General features: G+C 69.1%; 18 protein-coding genes and 1 tRNA gene. 7 read left to right on the forward strand and 12 right to left on the reverse strand.

Annotated elements, in window-relative coordinates; all coding sequences use genetic code 11:
• Position 1 precedes the first annotated feature (1 nt).
• From E7742_RS18930 to E7742_RS18950, 5 genes are all read right to left on the reverse strand, one after another.
• Positions 2 to 1,489, reverse strand: coding sequence for a peptidoglycan D,D-transpeptidase FtsI family protein (locus tag E7742_RS18930; RefSeq protein ID WP_137800349.1), 1,488 nt, complete (start codon positions 1,487 to 1,489; stop codon positions 2 to 4).
• The gene (locus E7742_RS18935; RefSeq protein WP_137800350.1) at positions 1,486 to 2,928 is read right to left on the reverse strand and encodes an FtsW/RodA/SpoVE family cell cycle protein; all 1,443 of its coding nucleotides are present in this window, start codon (positions 2,926 to 2,928) and stop codon (positions 1,486 to 1,488) included. Before E7742_RS18935 ends, E7742_RS18930 begins: the two co-directional genes overlap by 4 nt.
• A complete protein-coding gene (locus tag E7742_RS18940; protein ID WP_137800351.1) occupies positions 2,928 to 4,361 on the reverse strand; it encodes a PP2C family protein-serine/threonine phosphatase in 1,434 nt (477 codons plus the stop codon). Before E7742_RS18940 ends, E7742_RS18935 begins: the two co-directional genes overlap by 1 nt.
• A complete protein-coding gene (locus E7742_RS18945) occupies positions 4,358 to 4,825 on the reverse strand; it encodes an FHA domain-containing protein FhaB/FipA (RefSeq protein WP_137800352.1) in 468 nt (155 codons plus the stop codon). The genes E7742_RS18940 and E7742_RS18945 overlap by 4 nt, the downstream gene beginning before the upstream one ends.
• Before the next feature lie 161 nt (positions 4,826 to 4,986).
• Positions 4,987 to 6,318: a DUF3662 and FHA domain-containing protein gene (locus tag E7742_RS18950; protein WP_137800353.1), complete on the reverse strand. Its 1,332-nt coding sequence runs from the start codon at positions 6,316 to 6,318 to the stop codon at positions 4,987 to 4,989.
• Between the two features lie 196 nt (positions 6,319 to 6,514).
• On the opposite strand from E7742_RS18950, the gene E7742_RS18955 reads away from it, so the two are divergent.
• A tRNA-Leu gene (locus E7742_RS18955) sits at positions 6,515 to 6,597 on the forward strand.
• A gap of 91 nt (positions 6,598 to 6,688) precedes the next feature.
• Here the strand turns inward: E7742_RS18955 and E7742_RS18960 are convergent.
• A complete protein-coding gene (locus tag E7742_RS18960; RefSeq protein ID WP_137800354.1) occupies positions 6,689 to 7,099 on the reverse strand; it encodes a RidA family protein in 411 nt (136 codons plus the stop codon).
• A gap of 49 nt (positions 7,100 to 7,148) precedes the next feature.
• On the opposite strand from E7742_RS18960, the gene E7742_RS18965 reads away from it, so the two are divergent.
• A complete protein-coding gene (locus E7742_RS18965) occupies positions 7,149 to 7,562 on the forward strand; it encodes a winged helix-turn-helix transcriptional regulator (RefSeq protein WP_137800355.1) in 414 nt (137 codons plus the stop codon).
• A 38-nt stretch (positions 7,563 to 7,600) separates the two neighbouring features.
• Here E7742_RS18965 and E7742_RS18970 read toward each other — a convergent pair whose 3' ends face one another.
• Positions 7,601 to 8,056, reverse strand: coding sequence for a MarR family winged helix-turn-helix transcriptional regulator (locus E7742_RS18970; RefSeq protein ID WP_175420530.1), 456 nt, complete (start codon positions 8,054 to 8,056; stop codon positions 7,601 to 7,603).
• A 180-nt stretch (positions 8,057 to 8,236) separates the two neighbouring features.
• Here E7742_RS18970 and E7742_RS18975 point away from each other — a divergent pair, with 180 nt between their 5' ends.
• Positions 8,237 to 9,676, forward strand: coding sequence for an MFS transporter (locus E7742_RS18975; protein WP_137800357.1), 1,440 nt, complete (start codon positions 8,237 to 8,239; stop codon positions 9,674 to 9,676).
• A gap of 158 nt (positions 9,677 to 9,834) precedes the next feature.
• Here E7742_RS18975 and E7742_RS18980 read toward each other — a convergent pair whose 3' ends face one another.
• Positions 9,835 to 10,854 carry an FAD-dependent monooxygenase gene (locus E7742_RS18980; RefSeq protein WP_137800358.1) on the reverse strand — a complete coding sequence of 340 codons (1,020 nt, stop codon included), beginning with the start codon at positions 10,852 to 10,854 and terminating at the stop codon, positions 9,835 to 9,837.
• Positions 10,855 to 11,291: 437 nt separating this feature from the next.
• Here E7742_RS18980 and gltB point away from each other — a divergent pair, with 437 nt between their 5' ends.
• The 3 genes from gltB (at position 11,292) to E7742_RS18995 (ending at position 18,605) form a co-directional block, all read left to right on the forward strand.
• Positions 11,292 to 15,878, forward strand: coding sequence for a glutamate synthase large subunit (gltB, locus tag E7742_RS18985; protein WP_137800359.1), 4,587 nt, complete (start codon positions 11,292 to 11,294; stop codon positions 15,876 to 15,878).
• Positions 15,871 to 17,322 (forward strand): glutamate synthase subunit beta, encoded by a 1,452-nt coding sequence (locus E7742_RS18990; protein ID WP_137800360.1) that lies wholly within the window; start codon positions 15,871 to 15,873, stop codon positions 17,320 to 17,322. The genes gltB and E7742_RS18990 overlap by 8 nt, the downstream gene beginning before the upstream one ends.
• Before the next feature lie 368 nt (positions 17,323 to 17,690).
• Positions 17,691 to 18,605, forward strand: a complete 915-nt coding sequence (locus E7742_RS18995; protein ID WP_137800361.1) for a cutinase family protein — start codon at positions 17,691 to 17,693, stop codon at positions 18,603 to 18,605.
• Positions 18,606 to 18,632: 27 nt separating this feature from the next.
• Here E7742_RS18995 and E7742_RS19000 read toward each other — a convergent pair whose 3' ends face one another.
• Both E7742_RS19000 and E7742_RS19005 read right to left on the reverse strand, forming a co-directional pair.
• A complete protein-coding gene (locus E7742_RS19000) occupies positions 18,633 to 19,142 on the reverse strand; it encodes a DoxX family protein (protein ID WP_302660121.1) in 510 nt (169 codons plus the stop codon).
• Between the two features lie 95 nt (positions 19,143 to 19,237).
• Complete coding sequence (locus E7742_RS19005) at positions 19,238 to 19,819, reverse strand: DUF732 domain-containing protein (protein ID WP_137800362.1); 582 nt, start codon at positions 19,817 to 19,819, stop codon at positions 19,238 to 19,240.
• 338 nt (positions 19,820 to 20,157) lie between these two features.
• Here E7742_RS19005 and E7742_RS19010 point away from each other — a divergent pair, with 338 nt between their 5' ends.
• Positions 20,158 to 21,051, forward strand: a complete 894-nt coding sequence (locus tag E7742_RS19010; RefSeq protein WP_137800363.1) for a hypothetical protein — start codon at positions 20,158 to 20,160, stop codon at positions 21,049 to 21,051.
• A gap of 58 nt (positions 21,052 to 21,109) precedes the next feature.
• Here the strand turns inward: E7742_RS19010 and E7742_RS19015 are convergent, their stop codons facing one another.
• Together E7742_RS19015 and E7742_RS19020 are read right to left on the reverse strand one after the other, a co-directional pair.
• Positions 21,110 to 21,910 carry an SDR family oxidoreductase gene (locus E7742_RS19015; protein ID WP_137800364.1) on the reverse strand — a complete coding sequence of 267 codons (801 nt, stop codon included), beginning with the start codon at positions 21,908 to 21,910 and terminating at the stop codon, positions 21,110 to 21,112.
• The gene (locus tag E7742_RS19020) at positions 21,907 to 23,568 is read right to left on the reverse strand and encodes an FAD-binding dehydrogenase (RefSeq protein WP_137800365.1); all 1,662 of its coding nucleotides are present in this window, start codon (positions 23,566 to 23,568) and stop codon (positions 21,907 to 21,909) included. Before E7742_RS19020 ends, E7742_RS19015 begins: the two co-directional genes overlap by 4 nt.
• Positions 23,569 to 23,571: the final 3 nt, after the last annotated feature.

The raw sequence follows: 23,571 nt of genomic DNA on the forward strand, positions 1-23,571 counted from the left end.
CTCATCCCCTCTGCATTCCGGCCGCGATGACGGCGCGTCCGATCGGTGCGGCGACCGAGCCGCCGGTGGCGGCCAGTGCCCGGTCGCCACCGTCCTCGACGATGACCGCGACCGCGACGGTCGGGTTCTGGGCCGGTGCGAAGGCGATGTACCAGGCATGGGGCGGCGTGTTGCGCGGATCGGTGCCGTGCTCGGCGGTGCCGGTCTTGGACGCGATCTGCACACCGGGGATCTTGCCGCCGCCGGCCGTGTTGTTCTCGGATCCGATCATGAGCTGCGTCAGCGTCGACGCCACCTCGGGGGAGACCGCCCGGCCCAGCGACTTCGGGGACGTGGTCGCCAGGTCGGACAGGTCGGGGCTCTGCAGCTGCGACACCAGGTGCGACTCCATGCGCATGCCGCCGTTCGCGATGGTCGCGGCGATCTCGGCGTTCTGCAGCGGCGTCAGCGCGACGTCCCGCTGACCGATGCTGGACTGGCCCAGCGCCGCGTCGTCCGGGATGGAACCGATCGTGCTGTCGGCGACCGGGATCGGGATGCCCGGCGTGTTGGGGCCGATCCCGAAGGCCTTCGCCTGGTCCGCGACGGCGTCGGAGCCGGTCTTGATGCCCAGTTCGACGAACGCGGTGTTGCACGAGCGCGCGAACGCCTCCCGCAGCGACGCCGTCGCGCCGCTGCCGCAGGTGCTGCCGTTGTAGTTCTCGAGCGTCGTCGACGTCCCGGGCAGCGTGATGTTCGGTGCCGCGGTCAGCTGCTCGTCGGGGTTGGCGCCGTGCTCGAGGGCGGCCGCGGTGACGACCACCTTGAAGGTCGAGCCGGGCGGGTACGTCGCGGACACCGCCCGGTTGAGCATCGGCTTGTCGGGGTCGGCGCTGAGTTCGTCCCACGCCGCCGACGTCTCGGCGCCGTCGTGGCCCGACAACCGGTTGGGGTCGTAGCTGGGGGTGCTGGCCATCGCCAGGATGTTGCCGGTGCTGGGCTCGATCGCGACGACGGAACCGGTGTAACCCTTGGCGGTCAGCTCGTCGTACGCCACCTGCTGCATCACCGGGTCGATGGTGCTGATCACGTTGCCGCCACGCGGGTCGCGTCCCGACACCAGGTCGAAGAACCGCTTGCTGAACAACCGGTTGTCGGAGCCGTTGAGAACCGGGTCCTCCGCCTTCTCGAGACCGGTGCTGCCGTACTGCATCGAGTAGAAGCCGGTGATCGGGGCGTTCGCGAGCGGGCTCGCCGGCGCCGCCGGGTTCGGCGGGTACACCCGCAGGTACTTGTAGCGGTCGTCGGTGGGCACCGACGCCGCCAGCACCTGGCCGCCGGCCGAGATCTGCCCCCGCTGACGCGAGTACTCGTCGAGCAGCACCCGCGAGTTACGCGGATCGTTGCGCAGATCGTCCGCCTTGATGACCTGCACGTAGGTGGCGTTGGCGAGGAGCGCCACGACCATCACCATGACGGCCAGCGCGACGCGGCGAAGTGGTGTGTTCATCGGCGATCCAGCATTTCCGTCGGGGCGTCCGCGATGGGGGCAGGCCCTTTCTTCTTGGGGGCGGCGGGCGTGCGTGCGGCGTCGGAGATCTTCATCAACAGCGCCAACAGCAGGTAGTTCGCGAGCAGCGACGATCCACCGTACGACATGAACGGGGTGGTCAGGCCGGTGAGGGGGATCAGCTTCGTCACACCGCCGACGACCACGAACAGCTGGATCGCGATGGTGAACGACAGTCCGGCCGCGAGCAGTTTGCCGAAGCTGTCGCGCACCGCCAGCGCGGTCCGCAGCCCGCGCACGACCAGCACGAGGAACAGCATCAGGATCGCTGCCAGGCCGATCAGCCCCAGTTCCTCACCGACCGCGGCGATGATGAAGTCGGTCTTCGCGAACGGGACCTGCGACGGCCGTCCGCTGCCGAGGCCCGTGCCGGCGACACCGCCGGTCGCCAGGCCGAACAGGGACTGCGAGATCTGGTAACCGGTGTTCTGGTAGTCGCCCAGTGGGTCCAGCCACGTGTCCACCCGCACCCGGACGTGCCCGAACACCTGGTAGGCGAAGAAGAACCCGACGATCAACAGGGCGCCGCCGATGAGCAGCCACCCGGCGCGTTCGGTCGCGATGTAGAGCATCACCAGCACGGTGCCGAAGATCAGCAGCGACGTGCCGAGATCCTTCTCGAACACCATGATGGCGACCGAGACGATCCACGCCACGAGGATGGGACCCAGGTCGCGGGCGCGCGGCAGGTCCATCCCGAGGAAGTGGCGGCCCGCGGTGGTGAACAGGTCGCGCTTGGCGACCAGCACGGCCGCGAAGAAGATGATCAACAGGATCTTCGCGAATTCACCGGGCTGGATGCTGAAGCCGGGCAGCTTGATCCAGATCTTCGCGCCGTTGACCTCGGAGAAGCGGGACGGCAGCAGCGCCGGGATGGCCAGCAGCACCAGCCCCGCCAGGCCGACGGTGTAGCCGTAGCGGGCGAGCAGTCGATAGTCGCGCAGCGCCACGAGCACCGCGATGAACCCGCCCAGCGCCAGCGCCGTCCACAGCACCTGCTGATTGGCGTCCGGTGACGGGATCGGCAGCCCCTGCGCGATGGCCTTGTCGGCGTCGGCGAGGTCGAGACGGTGGATGATGACCAGACCCAGCCCGTTGAGCAGGGCCACGATCGGGAGCAGCAGCGGATCGGAGTACGGCGCGAACCGGCGCACCGCCAGATGGGTGATCAGGAACATCGCGGCGTACGCCAGCCCGTACTTGGCCAGGTCCCACGTGATCGTCTGTTCCTGGCTGGCCTCGACGAGTATCAGCGACAACGTCGTGATCGCGATCGAGCAGCACAGCAGGATCAGCTCGGTGTTCCGCCGGTTCGACTGCGCGGGCGCGGCTGCGAATCCACCGGCGGGGCTGGGGAACGGTGCATCGGACGTCGACATCAGCTACCGGTCCTGCAGTTCTGCCCGGGGATCTGTTCGACCGGGGTGGGCGTCGGCGCCGGCGCCTCGGTGGTCGGTCCGGGCGGCGCGGGCTCCCCGGGCGGGGTGGGAGCCGGGGCCGGGGTGGGCGTGGGAGTCGGCGTCGGCGTCGGCGTGGGGGTCGGGGACTCCGGCGTGCACACGGGCAGCACGTCGTTGGCGGCGAGCCGGCGCATCTGGTCGACGGCGTCGTCCTGGGTGCCCGACGGCAACCCCGCCCGCACCTGCTCGCGCGCCGACGGCTGCAGGTCGTCGACCTTCAGCAGACGGCACCCGTCGGGCAGCTGGTCGGGGGCGACGACGGTGAGCGCGCCGGTGTCACTGACGCAGCCGACCAGCGCGCTCTCCTGCAGCGAGATGCCCAGCACCGAGCCGGGGATGCCGCGCAACACCGTGACCCGGTCGTCGGACGCGCCGACGTAGTAGTAGCTGCGGATCATCGACCGGCCCACCACCAGACCGGCGACGACCAGCACGATCAGCCCGACGGCCAGCAGCGTCCACCGCAGCTTGTGCGACTTCTGCGGCTTCTCCTCCGGCACCGGCGTCACCCGCTTGGGCGTCGCCCGCGGCGGACGCATCGCGGCGGCCCGGCCGGCGGCCGTGTTGGGCGGGGGAGTGTCCTCGTCGTCGTCGTCCGACGCGGCACCGCCGACGATGGGATGACTCTGGCCGTAGTCGAGGTCGATGACGTCGGCGACGATGACGGTGACGTTGTCGGGGCCGCCGCTGCGCAACGCCAGTTCGATGAGCCGGTCGGCGCACTCGTCGTTGGTGCCCTCCCGCATGGTGTTCGCGATGGTCTCGTCGCTCACCACGTCGGACAGGCCGTCCGAGCACAGCAGGTAGCGGTCACCGGCCCGGGCCTCGCGCATCGTCAGCGTCGGCTCGATCTCGTTGCCGGTGAGCGCGCGCATGATCAGCGAACGCTGCGGATGGGTGTGCGCCTGCTCGGCGGTGATCCGGCCCTCGTCGACGAGGGACTGCACGAACGTGTCGTCGCGGGTGATCTGGGTGAGCTGCTCGTCGCGCAGCAGGTAGGCGCGGGAGTCGCCGATGTGGACCAGGCCCAGCCGGCTGCCCGCGAACAGGATCGCGGTGAGCGTGGTGCCCATGCCCTCGAGCTCGGGGTCCTCCTCGACCTGATCCGCGATGGTCGCGTTGCCCTCGTGGGTGGCGGCGTCGAGCTTGCCGAGCAGGTCGTCGCCCGGTTCGTCGTCGTCGAGATGCGCCAGCGCGGCGATCATCAGCTGCGACGCGACCTCCCCGGCCGCGTGACCGCCCATGCCGTCCGCGAGCGCCAGCAGGCGGGCGCCGGCGTAGACCGAGTCCTCGTTGTTGGCGCGAACCAGACCGCGGTCGCTGCGGGCCGCGTAGCGCAGAACCAGGGTCACGGGCGGAGCTCTATCACGGTCTTGCCGACGCGCACCGGGGTGCCGAGCGGCACGCGGACGGCCGTCGTCACCTTCGCGCGGTCGAGGTAGGTGCCGTTGGTGGACCCGAGGTCCTCGACGTACCAGTCGGTGCCGCGCTGCGACAGCCGGGCGTGCCGGGTGGAGGCGTAGTCGTCGGTGAGGACCAGCGTGGAGTCGTCGGCCCGGCCGATCAGGACCGGCTGGGTGCCCAGCGTGATCCGGGTACCGGCGAGCGCGCCCTGCGTGACCACCAGGTGCTTCGCGATCTTCTGCTTACCGAGCGACGAGAGCACCGACGAGCTGCGGGAGTACCGCGACGGCGGGACGCGGACACCGGCGCCCGCGTAGATGTCGCTGCGGAGCGTCCGGATGACCGCCCAGACGAAGAGCCAGAGCAGCAGCAGGAAGCCAGCTCGCGTCAGTTGGAGAATCAGTCCCTGCACTGCTCGACACCTCCTTCGGGGGCACGGCCACGCGGATACGCAGCCGAGGCTTTCTCAGCTGGCTGCATCATATGTGGTAGCCGACGGCAACGATCATGATCTTGTGCCGCGCCCGGTGTCCCGGGCCGCGGTGGCGGTGGTGGCTTCGGCGTCTGTAGTGGTCAGAGGATGCGCACCAGGATCTCGGAGTGGCCGGCGCGAATCACGTCACCGTCGGCCAGCTGCCAGTCCTGGACCGGGGCGCCGTTGACGCTGGTGCCGTTCGTGGAGCCGAGATCGGAGAGCATCGCCACCTGGCCGTCCCAGCGAATGTCGAGGTGACGACGCGAGACGCCGGTGTCGGGCAGCCGGAACTGCGCGTCCTGACCGCGGCCGACGATGTTGTTGCCCTCACGCAGCTGGTAGTAGCGGCCGCTGCCGTCCTCGAGCTGCAGGGTGGCGGTGAAGGTGCGGCCGGCCTCCGGCGCGTAGCCGGCCTGGTAGCCCTGGTCGTACCCCTGCTGGTCGTAGCCCTGGTTCTCGTAGGCCTGGTTCTCGTAACCCTGCTGGCCGTACGCCTGGTTGTACCCGGCCTGGTCGTACCCCTGCTGGTAGTCGCCCTGCTGGTAGTCGTAGTCGGCGTAGCCCTGCTGCGGGTCGTAGCCCTGCGGCGCCTGGTAGCCCTGGTCGTAACCCTGGCCCTGGTAGTTCTGGTCGTAACCGGGCTGGTTGTAGTCCTGGTGGTAGCCCGGGTACTGGCCGGGGTACGGCTGCTGTGCGTCGTACTGCCCGTAGCCCTGCTGCGGGGTCTCCGACGGATAACCACCCTGCTGCGGATACCCGGCGTCCTGCGGGTAACCGCCCTGCGGAGCGCCGTACGCCTGGTCGTAGCCCTGCGGGGCGTACCCCTGCGGGTAGTCCTGCTGGTAGCCCTGCCCCTGGTCCGGGCCCCGGTCCGGGCCCGGGTGCGCGCTGCCGTTCCGAAACTTCTCGGGCTCCGCCCCACGGTCCTTGGGGTCGCGGCCGGGCTCGTGTCCGGAGTTCTGCGTCATGGGGCCTGCTCCTGGGGTCGGTGAAACGGGTGCGGCGGCGCGTCCCGCCCGGGGCTCGGGACCGGCCGCGCCGGCGGGGCCGCGGCGCGCGTCCGGATCGACCGATCCTGCCGTGCGGAACTGCCCGGTGTGGAGCGTCGGCGACGGCTCGAGCCGGACGTCGATGTCACCGTACGTCTGCCACCCCTGTTCGCGGATGTATCCCTCGAGATGTCGGGCGAAGGATTGCACGGTCAGGTCGTGATCCGACGACAGCTTCTCGTGATCGGATTCGTTGATCGTGATCACGTAGCTGTTGGGTGCCAGGTAGTGGCCCCCGTCCAGTTGCTGGACTCGGTCGGCGGCCTCCCGCTGCAGCGCGGCCTCGACTTCCTGAGGTACGACGCCCCCGCCGAAGACGCGCGCGAAGGCGTCACCGACGGCCCCCTGAAGCTTGCGCTCGAAACGTTGAACGATCCCCACGGCATGAACCTTGCTGTTGTCTGTTCGCGGTCAGTCTGCGTGTCGCGGCTGCAATGGAACCCGCCGCTGCCCCTGCATGATATCTGGACACCTCTTCAGCGGGGCTCCGTCCGCGCGAAGATTGCCTCTTTTTGGCTTCCTACCTGCACGAATCGTCATTTCCGGAAGTGCCGTGCTAGTGTTTTCCACGTCGCTCGGGCGAGTGGCGGAATGGCAGACGCGCTGGCTTCAGGTGCCAGTGTCCTTCGGGACGTGGGGGTTCAAGTCCCCCTTCGCCCACAATGGCAGTATCATGACTGCGATCTACGAGGCCACGGACTTTCGAGTCCGTGGCCTCGTTTCGTCTGCCACCAAGTGGGCGGCGGGGCCGTCAGTCGACGAGCGCGATGGCCTCGACCTCGACGAGGACGTCCGGCTCGAACAGGTAGTCCACGCCGATCAGCGACGCCGGTGGTGTCGGCAGTGCCAACCCCACCTCGTCGGCGACCTGTTCGACGCCGGCCATGAACTCCGTGATCTTCTCCGGCGTCCATCCGGTGACGTAGAAGGTCAGCCGGAGGACGTCGGCGAAGGTCGCGCCCGCTCCGGCCAGTCCGGCGGCGGTGTTGCGCAGTGCCTGGGCGACCTGCCCCGCGAGATCGCCCGGCGCCACCGGGGTCCCGTCCGGGAGCCGGGCGATCTGACCGGCGACGTGGACATGCCGAGCGCCGGTGCCGACGGCGACGTGGTGGTACGGCGTGGGCTGGGTCATGCCCTGGGGGCTGAGATATCGGACGGCCACAGGTGCTCCTCGGGTGCGGGAAAGTAGGTATCACTGTGATACTTGGTGCATGGAGGGCACTTCAACGAGACCAGGTAGCTCGAGCGATACCACCGACCACGACCTCGGCGAATTCGTCGTCACCCCGCCGCATCGGGAACTGCTCGACCAAGTGCTGGACAAGTGGTCACTGGCGGTGTGCAACGAGCTGTGCGAGCGGCCGAGCCGGTTCAACGAACTCCGGCGCGCCGTCCCCGCCGTGACCCAGAAATCGCTGAGCGCCACGCTGCGCCGGCTCGAGCGCAACGGCATCGTCGAGCGCAGGGTGCTCAGCTCGCGTCCCGTCGCCGTCGAGTATCGGATGACGCCGCTGGGCAAGACCCTCCGTGACCCGGTCGAGGTCCTCCTCGCGTGGGCGGACGCGCATCTGCCCCAGATCGAACGTGCCCGCGCCCGGTTCGATGCGGAGCCGGACAACTCCTGAGCGGCGCTCGGGCCGCCCCGCCCCGCCGCGGACCGGCCTCACGGGCGGGGCCAGGGCCGCCCGTCGAGTCGCTCGATGTCGGTGTTGAAGCGTTCGAGGTAACCGGCGAAGGCGGCGACGTCCTCGGCGGACCAGTCGGCGAGCACCCGCTCGAGGCCGTCGATGCTGCCGGCGCGCTCGGCGTCGAGGCGGTCACGGCCCTCGTCGGTGATCCGGTACTTGCGGGCCATGCCGCCGTCCGGGTCGGCGATGCGCTCCACCAGTCCGGCGGCCAGGATTGCCGTCGTCTGTCGGTGCAGGGTCGAGGTGTCGAGCCCGAGCGCCTCGCTGAGCTGCCCGATCGACATCGGGCCCTCCATCGACAGGCGGCTGAGCAGGATGTACGCGCTGGTGTCGAGGTGACCGGTGCTGCGCCGGGGCCGGGGGCTGTGGAGGCGGAGGTGCCGGCCCAGGACCATCGTCTCGAACTCGATCATGTGCGTCGGCTTCTGCATACCGGTCCTCTCCCAACCACGCATCGGTGCCCGATGCCCTCCCATTGTGCCTGGAACCGGACATAACACCCGCGAGCTGGGACTTTGCATGATGCAACCTGATTGCATGATACAACTCGGTTGTAAGGTGCAACTACTTTGCGTAACGAAATCGACAGATCGAAAAGTTGGGAGACCCGCGTGGACAGCTCCGCGCCCGCCACCCGTTCGGGGGGAATCGTCACCGTGCTGGCGATCGCCGGCATCGTGGCCGCACTCATGCAAACGCTGGTGGTGCCGCTCATCGGCGACCTACCGCGAATCCTCGACACCTCGGCGTCCAACGCGTCGTGGGTCGTCACCATCACGCTCCTGGTGGGCGCGGTCGCCACGCCCGTCACCGGACGGCTGGGTGACCTGCTGGGCAAGCGGCGGATGCTGCTGTTCTGCGCGGTGCCGTTGGTCATCGGCTCGGTGACGTGTGCGCTCGCGACGTCGCTCGCCCCCATGGTCATCGGCCGCGGCCTGCAGGGTCTCGGCATGGGCATGGTGCCGCTGGGTATCAGTGCGCTGCGCGAGCTGGTGCCGCCGCAGAAGCTGGGTTCGTCGATCGCGCTCATCAGCGCCACTCTCGGCATCGGCGGTGCGCTCGGCCTGCCGATCTCCGCGGCCGTCACGCAGAACACCAGTTGGCGCGTGCTGTTCTGGGGCTGCGCGGTGCTGAGCGTGCTCATCGGCGTGCTGATCTGGCGGCTGGTCCCGGCCACGCCGGCGATGGCCAGCGGCGGCTTCGACGTCGTCGGCGCCGTCGGGCTCGGTGTCGGACTGGTGAGCCTGCTGCTCGCGGTGTCGAAGGGCGCGGTCTGGGGCTGGGGCAGTGCCGAGATCCTCGGCCTGTTCGCGCTCGCGGTGATCGCGCTCCTCGCCTGGGGTTGGTGGGAACTGCGGACCCGGGACCCGCTGGTGAATCTCCGGCTGGCCGCCGGACGCCAGGTGCTGCTGACCAACGCCGCCTCGGTCGTCGTCGGCTTCTCGATGTACGCGCAGTCGCTCATCATCCCGCAGCTGCTGCAGCTCCCGGAGTCCACGGGATACGGCCTGGGACAGTCGATGCTCGCGATGGGTCTGTGGATGCTGCCCGGCGGCTTCGTGATGATGGCCGTCTCGCCGCTCGGTGCGAAGCTCTCGGCCGCGCGTGGTCCCAAGGTCACGCTGATCCTCGGCGCCTTGGTGATCGCGCTCGGCTACGGGTCGTCGATGCTGCTGCTCGGGTCGACGTGGGGCCTGCTCGTCGTGGTCTGTATCTCCAACGGCGGCGTGGGGCTGGCCTACGGTTCCATGCCCGCGCTCATCATGGGTGCGGTCCCGCCGTCGGACACGGGCTCCGCCAACAGCTTCAACACCCTCATGCGCTCGGTCGGCACGTCGGTCGCGGCCGCGGTGGTCGGCGTCGTGCTGGCGCAGATGAGTGTCGACATCGGCGGCGGTCACACGATCCCGACCGAGGGCGGATTCCGCACCGGCCTGCTGATCGGGTGCGGCGTGGCGCTCGTCGCGGCCGCCATCGCCTCGGCGATCCCCGGTCGCAAGCCGGCGCCCACGGTCGTCGAGGTCGCCGACACCGACGCCGCGAAGGTGTGACCTGCGCGTTCGACTCTCGGGAACGGCGCTCGGACAAGAAGTTCCGATCCATGTGAGACGAACGTTCAACAGGTGCTAGTGTTCGTCCTGCACTGGCCGCAGCTGTCCACTCGCTGCGGCCAGTCGCTATTTTCGGGGCCGGTGTCCGCGGTGATGTTTCACGCGAAACGTGCACCCAGTCCGACGACGGTGTCGCGCAGCCCGATCCAGCGCTCGGCGGTGGCTACGCGGCCGACGACGTGAGAGGCCCGGACGAGTCGCCGGGTGGGCCGCCGCCGGGCGCGGTCGTAGCGCCGCAGCGCGTCGGGCACCGGATGGGCGGCGAGCAGGCGCCCCAGCGTGACCGCGTCGACCATGGCCTCGCACGCGCCGCGCCCGAGGTTCGGCGCCATCGAGTGGGCGGCGTCGCCGATCAGGGCGACGTTCCCGCGCACGTACGACGGCAGCGCCGGGGACTCGTACAGGTCGTGGTGCAGCACCTCCTCGGCGCCGATCTGCTCGAGGATCTTGCGGACGTCCTGGTGCCAGTCGCCGAACCGGTCGCGCAGCGTCGTCGGCCCGCCCGGGGCGCCGGCCGGCGCGCGGACGGCCGCGAACCAGTTGACCAGGCCGCCCTCGCGGGGCGTGATGCCGAACAGCGCCCCGCGCCCCCAGGTCTCCGTCACCGCCCGCGTCTCGCCGGGAATCCACCCGCGCCACGCCGTCAGGCCCGTGTACACCGGGCGATAGCGCGTCCCGAAGAGCACGTCGCGGGTGGCGCTGCGGGTGCCGTCGGCCGCGACGACGACGTCGAAACCAGCGAGGGTGCCGAGGTCGGGGGCGGGCACACCGAATCGGACGACGCCGTCCGGGAGACCGTCGACGAGCAGATTCAGCAACGCCGGCCGCGACACCAGATAGGCGGTGCGCCGCGCGCTGTCCACACGCCCGATCACCGAGCCGTCCGGGCGCAGGAACGCCACCCGGTGCTGGGGCGCGCCGAGCTGACGTACCCGCGCGCCCAGTCCCACCGCGTCGAGGGCGGCCATCGCCGCCGGCCACATGCCCAGTGCGGTCCCGGTGGTGGGCGGTGCGGGCGAGCGTTCGAACACCGACACGTCCCACCCGCGCCGGGTGAGGAGGTTGGCGGCCGTCAGTCCGCCGAGGCCCCCACCGAGGATCGCTGCCTTGCCAGCCATGGGGGGACCGTACCGGAGAGAGGCACGCGCGAGACCGCGATCGGGCCGTGACATCACGGCGATCCACCGCGCGGCGATCGTGTCGATGCTGCAACCCACGGCGCCGTCAGGCGGGAAACAATCGCTCTACGCTGTGACGTACACTGCATTTTCCCAGCTGGCGAGTGTAAAACCACAGGTCACGGCGTGGAGAGGGGAGCCTTGCTTGCGCTTCTCCCAGGGGTGTGAATTAACCTTTTCTCAACACGGTGGACTCACAACCGTCTGAAACGCCCCAGAGCAACGACGCCGGGGCGGACGTTCAGTCCCGTGCCGAGGCTCAACGAGGAGCCATTCTCGGTCGGTGCCGCACAGTGTCGTGCAGGTACATGCTCTGCAGTTGTATGACCATCAGCGCTGCTGGTCGTCGGTGCACTACGCATACGAAGGCAGTAGGTATGAAGCATCTTCCCGGGCCCCAGGGGCTCTACCACCCGGCGAACGAGCACGACGCGTGTGGCGTCGCGTTCGTCGTCGACATGCACGGTCGCCGCAGTCGGGACATCGTCGAGAAGGCGATCACCGCACTCGTGAACCTCGAGCACCGCGGTGCCGCGGGCTCCGAGCCCAACACCGGCGACGGCGCCGGCATCCTGCTCCAGGTCCCGGACCGTTTCCTGCGCGCAGTCGTCGACTTCGAGCTGCCCGCCGAGGGTGCGTACGCCACCGGCATGGCGTTCCTGCCCAAGGGTGACGCCGCCGCCGACGAGGCCGCCGCGGGCGTCGAGAAGATCGTCGCCGAGGAGGGCCTGACGGTTCTCGGCTGGCGCGCGGTGCCCACCGACGACTCGTCGCTGGGTTCGCTGGCGCAGGCCGCGATGCCGACGTTCCGGCAGGTGTTCATCGGTTCGGCCGGTGACGCGATCACCGGCATGGACCTCGAGCGCCGAGCGTACGTCGTCCGTAAGCGCGTCGAGCACGAGCTCGGCGACGCCGGTGCCGGCGAGGACGGCCCCGGCCGCGAGTCGGTGTACTTCCCGAGCCTGTCCGGGCAGACGTTCGTCTACAAGGGCATGCTCACCACCCCGCAGCTCAAGGGCTTCTACCTCGACCTGCAGGACGACCGCGTCGAAAGCGCGCTGGGCCTGGTGCACTCGCGCTTCTCCACCAACACGTTCCCGTCGTGGCCGCTCGCGCACCCGTTCCGCCGCGTCGCCCACAACGGTGAGATCAACACCGTCAGCGGCAACGAGAACTGGATGCGGGCCCGCGAGGCGCTCATCAAGTCCGACGTGTTCGGCGAGGGTGCGCTCGAGAAGATCTTCCCGATCTGCACGCCCGGCGCCTCCGACACCGCCCGCTTCGACGAGGTGCTCGAGCTGCTGCACCTCGGCGGCCGCAGCCTGCCGCACGCCGTGCTGATGATGATCCCGGAGGCCTGGGAGCGTCACGAGAGCATGGATCCGGCCCGCAAGGCGTTCTACGAGTACCACTCGGCGCTCATGGAGCCGTGGGACGGCCCGGCGTCGGTGTGCTTCACCGACGGCACCGTCGTCGGCGCCGTGCTCGACCGCAACGGTCTGCGCCCGTCGCGCGTGTGGGTCACCGACGACGGCCTGGTCGTCATGGCGTCGGAGGTCGGCGTCCTCGACATCGCCCCGGAGAAGATCGTGCGCCGCATGCGCATGCAGCCGGGCCGGATGTTCCTGGTCGACACCGCGCAGGGCCGCATCATCTCGGACGACGAGATCAAGTCCGAGCTCGCCGCCGAGCACCCGTACCAGCAGTGGATCGACGAGGGCCTCGTCCAGATCGACGACCTGCCGGAGAGCAAGTACACGTACATGACCCACGACCGGGTCGTGCTGCGCCAGCAGATCTTCGGGTACACCAACGAGGAGGTGAACCTGCTCGTCAAGCCGATGGCACTCACCGGCGGTGAGGCGCTCGGCTCGATGGGCACCGACACCCCCATCGCGGTGCTCTCGGCCCGTCCGCGGATGCTGTTCGACTACTTCCAGCAGCTGTTCGCGCAGGTCACCAACCCGCCGCTGGACGCCATCCGCGAGGAGATCGTCACCAGCCTGGGCGGCACCATCGGCCCCGAGGCCGACCTGCTGACCCCGTCGGCCGCGTCGTGCCGCCAGATCGTGCTGCCGCAGCCGATCCTGCACAACGACGACCTGTCGAAGCTGATCCACCTCAACGACAACGCGAAGTACCCGCACTTCCGCAGCGTCGTCGTGCGTGGCGTGTACCCGGTCGCGCAGGGCGGCGAGGGTCTGCGCAAGGCCCTGGACACGGTGCGCGACAAGGTGTCCGAGGCCATCGCCGGTGGCGCCCGCATCATCGTGCTCTCGGACCGCGAGTCCAACGAGAAGTACGCGCCCATCCCGTCGCTTCTGCTCACCTCTGCGGTGCACCACCACCTGGTGCGCGAGAAGACCCGTACCAAGGTGGGCCTGGTCGTCGAGTCCGGTGACGCCCGCGAGGTGCACCACATGGCGGCACTGCTCGGCTTCGGTGCGTCGGCGGTCAACCCGTACATGGCGTTCGAGACGATCGACGAGCTGCTGCAGTCCGGTCAGCTGGCCGGTCTGACGCTGGAGAAGGCCGTCGCGAACTACATCAAGGGCGCCGGCAAGGGCGTGCTGAAGGTGATGTCGAAGATGGGTATCTCGACGCTCGCGTCGTACACCGGTGCCCAGCTGTTCCAGGTGATCGGCCTGTCGCAGCAGCTCGTGGACGAGTACTTCAGCGGCCTGATCTCCAACCTGGACGGCATCGGCCTCGACGAGATCGCCGCGGATGTCGCTGCGCGCCATGCCAATGCGTACCTGGACCGGCCGGAGCTGCGGGCGCACCGCGAGCTCGAGGTGGGCGGCGAGTACCAGTGGCGTCGCGAGGGCGAGTACCACCTGTTCAACCCGGACACGGTGTTCAAGCTCCAGCACGCCACCAAGACCGGTCAGTACGAGGTCTTCAAGGAGTACACCAAGCTGGTCGACGACCAGTCGGAGCGCCTCGCGTCGCTGCGTGGCCTGTTCAAGTTCAAGACCGGTGTGCGCGAGCCCATCTCGATCGACGAGGTGGAGCCGGCGAGCGAGATCGTCAAGCGCTTCTCGACCGGCGCGATGAGCTACGGCTCGATCTCGGCGGAGGCCCACGAGACGCTCGCGATCGCGATGAACCGTCTCGGTGGCCGCTCCAATTCCGGTGAGGGCGGAGAGCATCCGTCGCGGTTCACGCCGGACGAGAACGGTGACTGGCGTCGGTCGGCGATCAAGCAGGTCGCGTCGGGCCGCTTCGGTGTCACGTCGCACTACCTGAGCAACTGCACCGACATCCAGATCAAGATGGCGCAGGGCGCCAAGCCCGGTGAGGGTGGCCAGCTGCCGCCGCACAAGGTGTACCCGTGGGTCGCCGAGGTGCGTGGCTCCACCCCGGGCGTCGGCCTCATCTCGCCGCCGCCGCACCACGACATCTACTCGATCGAGGATCTGGCCCAGCTGATCCACGACCTGAAGAACGCGAACCCGCAGGCGCGGATCCACGTAAAGCTGGTCTCGGAGATCGGTGTCGGTACCGTCGCCGCGGGTGTCTCGAAGGCGCACGCCGACGTCGTGCTGATCTCGGGCCACGACGGCGGCACGGGCGCGTCGCCGCTGACGTCGCTCAAGCACGCGGGCGCTCCGTGGGAGCTCGGCCTCGCCGAGACCCAGCAGACGCTGCTGCTCAACGGTCTGCGCGACCGCATCGTCGTGCAGGTGGACGGTCAGATGAAGACCGGCCGCGACGTCGTGATCGCGACGCTGCTCGGTGGCGAGGAGTTCGGTTTCGCGACTGCCCCGCTGGTGGTCTCGGGCTGCATCATGATGCGCGTGTGCCACCTCGACACCTGCCCGGTGGGTGTCGCGACGCAGAACCCGGTGCTGCGCAAGCGTTTCGCGGGCAAGCCCGAGTTCGTCGAGAACTTCTTCATGTTCATCGCCGAGGAGGTGCGGGAGCTGCTCGCCGAGCTGGGCTTCCGCACGCTGCAGGAGGCAGTCGGCCAGGTCGACGTCCTCGACACCACCGCGGCGCTCGAGCACTGGAAGGCGTCCAAGCTGGACCTGTCGCCGATCCTGCACCGGGTCGAGTCCACGTTCGCGGACCAGGACCTGTACTGCTCGGGCACCCAGGAGCACGGCCTGGAGAAGGCACTCGACCAGCAGCTGATCCAGCAGGCACGACCGGCGCTCGACTCCGGCGAGGCCGTCGCGTTCGAGTCGGAGATCACCAACGTCAACCGCACGGTCGGCACCATGCTCGGCCACGAGGTGACGAAGACCTTCGGCGCGGACGGCCTGCCGGACAACACCATCGACATCACCTTCACGGGGTCGGCCGGCAACAGCTTCGGTGCGTTCGTGCCCAAGGGCATGACGCTGCGACTGCACGGCGACGCCAACGACTTCGTGGGCAAGGGGCTGTCCGGTGGACGCCTGGTCGTCCGCCCGCCGCTGCAGACGGCCGAGGGCTTCGTGCCCGAGGAGAACATCATCGGCGGCAACGTGATCCTGTTCGGTGCCACCACGGGTGAGGCTCTCATCCGCGGCATCGTCGGTGAGCGTTTCGCAGTCCGCAACTCCGGCGCCACCGCTGTCGTCGAGGGTGTGGGCGATCACGGTTGCGAGTACATGACCGGCGGCAAGGTGGTCATCCTCGGCAAGACCGGACGCAACTTCGGTGCCGGCATGTCCGGCGGCGTCGCGTTCATCTTCAACCCGGACCGTGATTTCGGGGCCAACCTCAACACCGAGTTGGTCGATCTCGAGGACCTCAGCGCCGAGGACTTCGAGTGGCTGCACGGCGCCATCGAGCGCCACCGTGACGAGACCGGATCCGAGGTTGCGGCTCGGATCCTCGCCGACTGGTCGCACCAGAAGGCACATTTCGCGAAGGTCATGCCGCGCGACTACAAGAAGGTCCTCGTCGCTATCGAGACCGCGAAGAAGAACGGAACGAACGTGGACGACGCAATCATGGAGGCAGCTCGTGGGTGATCCGAACGGCTTCCTGAAGCACACGTCGCGCGAGCTGCCCATCCGCCGACCGGTGCCGCTGCGCCTGATGGACTGGAAGGAGGTCTACGAGGATTTCAAGCCCGAGACCCTCCGGACCCAGGCCAGCCGGTGCATGGACTGCGGTATCCCGTTCTGCCACAACGGTTGCCCGCTCGGTAACCTGATTCCCGAGTGGAACGACCTGGTCTACAAGGATCGGTGGCGCGAGAGCATCGACCGGCTGCACGCGACCAACAACTTCCCGGAGTTCACCGGCCGGCTGTGCCCGGCGCCGTGTGAGGCGTCGTGCGTGCTCGGCATCAACCAGGACCCGGTCACCATCAAGCAGGTGGAGGTCGAGATCATCGACCGTGCCTTCGACGAGGGATGGGTCCAGCCGGTGCGCGCCTCGCACATCACCGGCAAGAAGGTGGCCGTCGTCGGCTCCGGCCCGGCGGGACTGGCTGCGGCGCAGCAGCTCACGCGGGCCGGCCACTCGGTGACGGTGTTCGAGCGCGAGGACCGCATCGGTGGTCTGCTGCGCTACGGCATCCCCGAGTTCAAGATGGAGAAGCGCCACATCGACCGGCGCCTGGCGCAGATGGAGGCCGAGGGCACGGTGTTCCGCACCGGGGTCAACGTCGGCGTCGACATCACCGCCGACGAGCTGCGTGCGCAGTTCGACGCGGTGGTCCTCGCGGGCGGCGCCACCGAGGCACGGGATCTGCCGATCCCCGGTCGCGAGCTCGACGGCATCCACCAGGCGATGGAGTTCCTGCCGATCGCCAACCGCGTCCAGCTGGGTGACCTCGCGGAGCCGACCATCACCGCGAAGGGCAAGAAGGTCGTCATCATCGGCGGCGGCGACACCGGTGCCGACTGCCTCGGCACCAGCCACCGCCAGGGCGCCGAGAGCGTCCACCAGTTCGAGATCATGCCGCGGCCGCCGGCCGAGCGCGCCGACTCGACCCCGTGGCCGACGTACCCGCTGATGTACCGCGTCTCGTCCGCCCACGAGGAGGGCGGCGAGCGCGTGTTCTCGGTCAACACCGAGGAGTTCGTCGGTGTCGACGGCAAGGTGACCGCGCTCAAGGCGCACGAGGTCACGATGGTGAACGGTCGCTTCGAGAAGGTCGAGGGATCCGAGTTCGAACTCGAGGCCGACATCGTGTTCCTGGCGATGGGTTTCGTCGGACCGGAGAAGCCCGGCCTGCTCACCGACCTGGGTGTCGACCTCAACGAGCGCGGCAACGTCGCCCGCTCGTCGGAGTGGGCCACCAACGTCGACGGCGTCTTCGTCGCCGGCGACATGGGCCGCGGTCAGTCGCTGATCGTGTGGGCCATCGCCGAGGGCCGCTCCTGCGCGTCCGCGGTCGACCAGTTCCTCGAGGGATCGACGTCGCTGCCGTCGCCGATCCGGACCACCAGCGCGCCGCAGCGCTGAGCGCATCGGCGGGGACCAACGACGTTCCTCGCCGATCGCACCTTCCAGACCCGAAGGCCCCGTACCACGCTTCGCCTCGCGTGGGACGGGGCCTTCGTCCTGTTCGGCCCCCGCCCCGCGGTGCTCGACGGGCCTCTCCGCGCGGAGGTTTCGTCGTCCGCGCGAAGCGGCCCACGCGGCGCCGCCGCTCCGGTAACGTGCGTTTACCGATCGTGCACCGCCCGGCCACATCGACCTGTCAGGATCGACGTGTCGCGTCACCCGCAGGGCGTGGTCGAGGCAGGGGTGTCACGGCAGGGGGTGTCACGGGATGTGGTCATACGTGGTCATGGGGAAGTGACCACTGGGATCGAACGAGTGGGGTGTCGATGCGTGTGAAGAAGTCTCTGGTCGTGATCGGTGCCTGCATCGCAACGGCTTTCGGGTCCGTGATGGCGGTGGGTGCTGGGCCGGCGCAAGCCGCGCCGGGATGCCCGAACCTGGAGGTCGTGGCGATCCCCGGAACGTGGGAGACCACGAGCGATCCGGGAGCGAATCGCGGTCCCGGGATGCTGGGCGCCGTCACGGGACGGTTGCCCGCTTCGGTCGGTGTCGACTACGTGACATACGCGGCCACCGCGTTCCCGTGGGAGGGCGAGATCTACGGCGCCTCCAAGCGGCAGGCGGTCGACAACGCGCGAGGCATCATCGCCGACATGGCCGGGCGGTGCGGCAACACCCGATTCGCGCTCATCGGTTACAGCCAGGGCGCGGACGCCGCGGGTGACCTCGCCGCGGAGATCGGCACCGGGCTCGGTGTGGTGCCGCCGGCCCGGATCGCCGCGGTGGGTCTGCTGTCCGATCCGCGCCGGTCGGAGGGGGACTCCCTGGTCGGACCGCCCGTCGTCGGTAACGGTGCGGGTGGGCCCCGCATCGGCGGCTTCGGCCTGGTCACCCCGCAGACCCGCACGTTCTGCGCGGCCGGTGACCTCTACTGCTCCACCCCGAAGGACGATTTCGTCACGCGCCTGGCAGGTTTCCTCGCGCAGAACTCGTCACCGTTGGCGCCGCTCAGCGGGCGCTACCTGCAGGAGGCGACGGCGATCGCCACCGACCTGATGGCGGCCGGTGGCATGCCCACCCTGCAGGCGGAGTCGTCCGACGGTGCCAAGGGGGACCGCGCCGAGAAGCTGAACCGGTTCTACCGTTCGCAGGTACACCAGGACTACGTCAGCTACGTCGTCGATCCGTCCGGTGCGACGGCGACGTCCTGGTTGGCGAACTGGCTGCGTTCCATGGCCTGACCGGGTGCCGTCGCCGGCCCGGGCCGATCAGGACGCGGGCTGCGGTTCGCTGTAGAAGGCGGCGAGTTGCGCTGCCGCGGAACCGAGTCCGACGGCGACTGCGGCGGCGGCCGCGGGCACGCCGCTGAGGCGTCGATCCAGTCCCAGTGCCCGGTCCACGCTGTATCGGCCGGGACCGAGCGCCGCGAGTGCGGCCGTGGCGGCACCGAGATTCAGCACGAATTCGTAGCCCTCGGCGGTGATGAAGAACCCCTTGCGCATGTGCACCGAGCGGGCCGCGACGGCCATCGTGCCGATGACCGCGGCGGCGGCCGCCGGGGTGGCGGCACCCGCGACGAGCAGGGCTCCGGCGCCCACCTCGACGACGGCACTGGCCTGGGCCTGGAGGCGGGGGCGACGGAACCCGATGGAGCCGAACCATCCCGCCGTGCCGTCCAGGGTGCGGCCGTGCCGCATGCCGTGGGCGACCATCGTCCCGCCCACCGTCGTGCGCAGGATCAGTCGTGCGAGGTCGAGCCCTCGTGCCTTGCTGTTCACACTTCGCTCCCTGTCGGATCCGTGTCGGTTCGGGTCAACGTACAACGCACCCGGCCGGTCACGGGCCGACGATCTCGCGGGGTGGGAACGGCGGGTCAGCAGTACGTGGTCTCCGCGGCCCCGACGTAGATCTCGGCGACCCGATCCGCCGGCATCGGCAGGAACTGTGCGTAAGCCTTTCCGACCGAATCGAATTCGGCGAGCACACTCGGCCGCGAGTCACCCCGGGCCAGCGCGGCGCACGTGCCCTCCGCGTACAGCACCTCGGCGGCATCCATGCCCGTGGGCGGAATACCGGCGGCCCGCAGCGCCGCGAGGTATCGCTGACCGCGGTCGCCGGACTCGGCGACGATCTGCTCGGGAGAACGGCTGTCGATCGCTCCGCCTGCGGCCCGCGGCGTCGCCGGCACGGTAGCCGCCGGGGCCGGGGTGGCGACGGTCGTCGTCGAATTCGCCGGAGGTGCGGTCGATTCCGGTGCGGCAGGGACGGCGGTCGTGGGGGCGAGCGCCGAGGTCGGGACGGCCGACGGCTCGGTGGGGGTGATGGTGCCGGCCGGGGACTCCGACGTCGTGCCTGCCACGGTGTTGTCGGCATCTGCGTCGTTCCCCCCGCACGCGGCGAGCAGGAGAGTGCCCGCCGCGGCGACCATGGCGATAACTGCACGTGTGCTGGTCATGGTGAAACAGTGTGACATGCAGAACTACCGACTGGTAGACCTTTCGGACGTGCGACTACGAGAGTCGGGAAAAAATCCCCTTCGTCGTCATCGACTGTGATATAAACCACCACAGCTGTTACCGGTCGTAACAGTCGCTTTTGTTGTCGAGTCTGCGTGGACGTGCAGGTAAGGCCGTTCTTCTGTCGGACTCGGGGTGCTGCAGCCGGTGATTCGGGGCTGCCGCACAAATCGGTTCAGTGTGGTTCGCGGCGAGCTCCCGTTCGCCGCTGCTCGTCCCTCTGGGTAGCCGCAAAAGCGGCTGTCTACATCGAACACTCGGTAACTGAGGAGAACAAGTGAAGAACGAAACGAACGAAGCACGGCGGCGCGTCGGGAAGCGCGTCGCGGTGGTGAGCGGCGTCGTGGGTGCCTCGATGGCCCTGCTGACCCCGCTGGCGTCGGCGGAACCGGCCCCGGTTCCCGGCGGTGGTGTCTGCGATCCGGCTGTGTCCGAGGGCTGCCTCACCGTGCAGGTCCACAGCGGTACCTTCTCCAACAACGGATTCAACCTGCCGATCTCGGACGGTGACATGATCATCGCCGGCAACACCGAGGGCGTGGACTTCCTCCCGCGCGATGACGGTCACTTCGGTGTCTACAGCAAGCCGATCACCGTTCCCGGCGGGGTCCTGGGCGTGGATCTACCGTTCGGCAACCTGTTCGGTCTGGCGAACGTGACGGCGACGGTCGAGGGTGTCGACGTCCCGGTGTTCGGCGCCAACCTGTTCGAGTTCGCGGTGTCCCTGCCGGTGCGGATGAAGATCGACAACCCGTTCCTCGGTGACAACTGCTACATCGGCACCGCGGCGAACCCGGTCGTCCTGGAGCTCAACGGGTCGAATCCGGACACCGACCCGTCGAACATTCAGCTCCATGACGGCACGGGGGAGTGGCCCGCCGGAGCCATGGTGGCGACGAACGTCCAGAACACCGCGGAGAACTTTGCTCTCCCGGGGGCCACGGGGTGTGGGCCGTTCGGCATCCTCAATCCCATCGTCAACTGGCGGGCCAAGGTTCCCAACTCCACCGGAACGGAGCTGACGACCAAGTCGACCGGGTTCCTCTCGCCCTCCGCGGTCGGTGGCACCGATCCGCTCGACGACCTGGGCGGCGAAACGGGCTCTTCCGGCTCCAGCGGTTCGAGCGGTTCTCTGGGCTCGAGCGGCTCGAGCGGATCCACCGGTAGCTGATCCGGGAGGTGACGGGCGTCCTGTCGGTTCGTCGGGGATCGACAGGGCGCCCGCGTCGTCATTTCAGCCCGTGGAACCGGGACGTCATCTTCTCGGTGAACGCCCGCGGCGCGAGCCGGCGAACGGTGAAGACCAGAGGTGCCATGTTGCCCCGGGCGTAGAGCGGCTTCGGTCTGTCGGCCTCGATGGCCGCCACCACCAGTTCGGCCACCGCCGACGCCTGGATGCCGCGGTCCTCGTTGCGCTGCATGGCTTTCGACACCGTGGTGTAGTCGGGGGTGTACGGCGAGCCGGCACCGATGTACCGCGAGCGCCGGTCGCCGATTCCGGTCGCGATGGTTCCCGGCTCGACCGTGGTGAGCCAGACGCCGAACGGGCTGAGCTCGCGCCGGGCCGCGGACGCGAAACCCTTCAGCGCGCACTTGGTGGCCACGTACGACGATCGGAACGCCAACGGGAAGCTCGCGAGCATCGAGCCCACCATCACCACCCGGCCGTAGCCGCGCGCACGCATGCCGGGCAGCAGCAGTTGCGTCAGTTGGATCGCGCCCAGCACGTTCACCTGGAACAGGCGGTCGATCGCGTCGAGCGGGAGTTCCTCGAGCGGTCCCATCTGGCTCTCGCCCGCGTTGTTGACGAGCACGTCCACGTCGCCGGCCGCGCGGGCACACGCCTCGATGCTCGTCCGGTCCTCGAGGTCGAGGGTGAGGTACTCCACCCCCGCGACGCGCGAATCATCGGACAGCGCAGCGGGATTGCGTGTGGTGCCGAGCACCCGGTAGCCGCGATCGACCAGCGCCCGCGCCACCTCCCGCCCGATCCCCGACGACGCCCCGGTCACCAGTGCAGTGCGGATCATCCGAGGCTCCGTCCCAGTGCGCGGCCGGCGGCGCGGCCGGAGAAGATGCACCCGCCGAGGAAGGTGCCCTCGAGTGCGCTGTATCCGTGGACCCCGCCGCCGCCGAACCCGGCGACCTCGCCGGCCGCGTACAGACCGTCGAAGACGCTACCGTCGGCGCGGAGCACCTGCGAGTCGAGGTTGGTCTCGAGCCCACCGAGAGTCTTGCGGGTGAGCAGGTTCAGGCGCACCGCGATGAGCGGCCCGTGTGCCGGGTCCAGCAGGCGGTGGGGTTTGGCCACACGAATGACTTTGTCGGGCAGATAAGTTCGAGCATTGCGGATGGCCATCACCTGCATGTCCTTGGTGAAGGTGTTGTCCATCTGCCGGTCCCGGGCCAGCACCTCGCCCTCCACCTGCGCATAGTCGAGCTTGGCGTCGGGGGTGAGCGCGTTCATCCCGTCGACCAGGTCCCGCAGGTTGTCGCGGACCACGAAGTCGACACCGTGGCGTTTGAACGCCTCCACCGGACCGGCCGCTCCCTTCTTCACCCGGCTCAGGAGCAGCTTCATGTCCTTCCCGGTGAGGTCGGGATTCTGCTCGGATCCCGAGAGCGCGAACTCCTTCTCGATGATCGCCTGGGTGAGGACGAACCACGTGTGATCGTGACCGGTCCCCACGATGTGCTTCAGGGTCGCGAGCGTGTCGAAACCGGGGAACAGCGGCACCGGAAATCGCTTGCCGGTGGCGTCGAGCCACAGCGACGACGGGCCCGGGATGATCCGGATGGCATGGTTCGGCCAGATCGGATCCCAGTTGACGATGCCTTCGGTGTAGTGCCACATGCGGTCGCGGTTGACGATGTGTCCGCCGGCGTTCTCGGTGATCTCGAGCATCCGTCCGTCGACGTGCGCCGGTACGCCGGTGATCATCCGCTCGGGGGCCGGCCCCAGACGGTCCACCGGCCAGTTCTTGCGCACCAGCTCGAAGTTGCCACCGATGCCGCCCGACGTCACGACCACCGCCTGCGCGCGGAACTCGAAGTCGCCCACCGCCGTCCGGGACGACTTCACCCCACGCGGCTCGGTGGACGGTTGGAGCACCGTGCCCCGGACGCCGACGACCGCGCCGTTCTCGACCACGAGATCGTCCACCTGGTGCCGGTAGCGGAAGGTGACCTGCCCGCGGCTCGCGGAGTCCAGCACCGGTTCCCGGAACACGCGGACCACCTCGGGGCCCGTGCCCCACGTGATGTGGAAGCGCGGCACGGAGTTTCCGTGCCCGGAGGCCAGTCCGCCGCCGCGTTCGGCCCACCCCACGTTGGGCATGACCCGCAGTCCGAGGTCGTGGAGATACGCGCGCTTCTCGCCGGCCGCGAAGTCGACGTACGCCTCGGCCCACTGCCGGGGCCAGCGGTCGTCGCGGTCGCGGTCGAAACCGGCGGTGCCCAGCCAGTCCTGCATGGCCAGCTCGCGAGAGTCCTTGATGCCCATGCGGCGCTGCTCGGGACTGTCCACCAGGAAAAGTCCGCCGAGCGACCAGAACGCCTGGCCGCCGAGGTTCTCCACGTTCTCCTGGTCGACGACGAGGACCCTGCGGCCCGCCCGCACCAGTTCGTGGGTCGCGACCAGTCCGGCCAGTCCCGCTCCGACGACGATGACGTCGGCTTGTTCCGCCACGAC

It is taken from the genome of Rhodococcus sp. SGAir0479 (assembly GCF_005484805.1).
In the GTDB taxonomy this organism is placed as follows: domain Bacteria; phylum Actinomycetota; class Actinomycetes; order Mycobacteriales; family Mycobacteriaceae; genus Prescottella.

Bases quoted from the DNA above. Each gene is read 5' to 3' on its own strand.
- E7742_RS18930 (WP_137800349.1), bottom strand. From the start codon at position 1,489: ATGAACACACCACTTCGCCGCGTCGCGCTGGCCGTCATGGTGATGGTC.
- E7742_RS18935 (WP_137800350.1), bottom strand. From the start codon at position 2,928: ATGTCGACGTCCGATGCACCGTTCCCCAGCCCCGCCGGTGGATTCGCA.
- E7742_RS18965 (WP_137800355.1), top strand. From the start codon at position 7,149: ATGGAGGGCACTTCAACGAGACCAGGTAGCTCGAGCGATACCACCGAC.
- E7742_RS18970 (WP_175420530.1), bottom strand. From the start codon at position 8,056: ATGCAGAAGCCGACGCACATGATCGAGTTCGAGACGATGGTCCTGGGC.
- E7742_RS18980 (WP_137800358.1), bottom strand. From the start codon at position 10,854: ATGGCTGGCAAGGCAGCGATCCTCGGTGGGGGCCTCGGCGGACTGACG.
- gltB (WP_137800359.1), top strand. From the start codon at position 11,292: ATGAAGCATCTTCCCGGGCCCCAGGGGCTCTACCACCCGGCGAACGAG.
- E7742_RS18995 (WP_137800361.1), top strand. From the start codon at position 17,691: ATGCGTGTGAAGAAGTCTCTGGTCGTGATCGGTGCCTGCATCGCAACG.
- E7742_RS19005 (WP_137800362.1), bottom strand. From the start codon at position 19,819: ATGACCAGCACACGTGCAGTTATCGCCATGGTCGCCGCGGCGGGCACT.
- E7742_RS19015 (WP_137800364.1), bottom strand. From the start codon at position 21,910: ATGATCCGCACTGCACTGGTGACCGGGGCGTCGTCGGGGATCGGGCGG.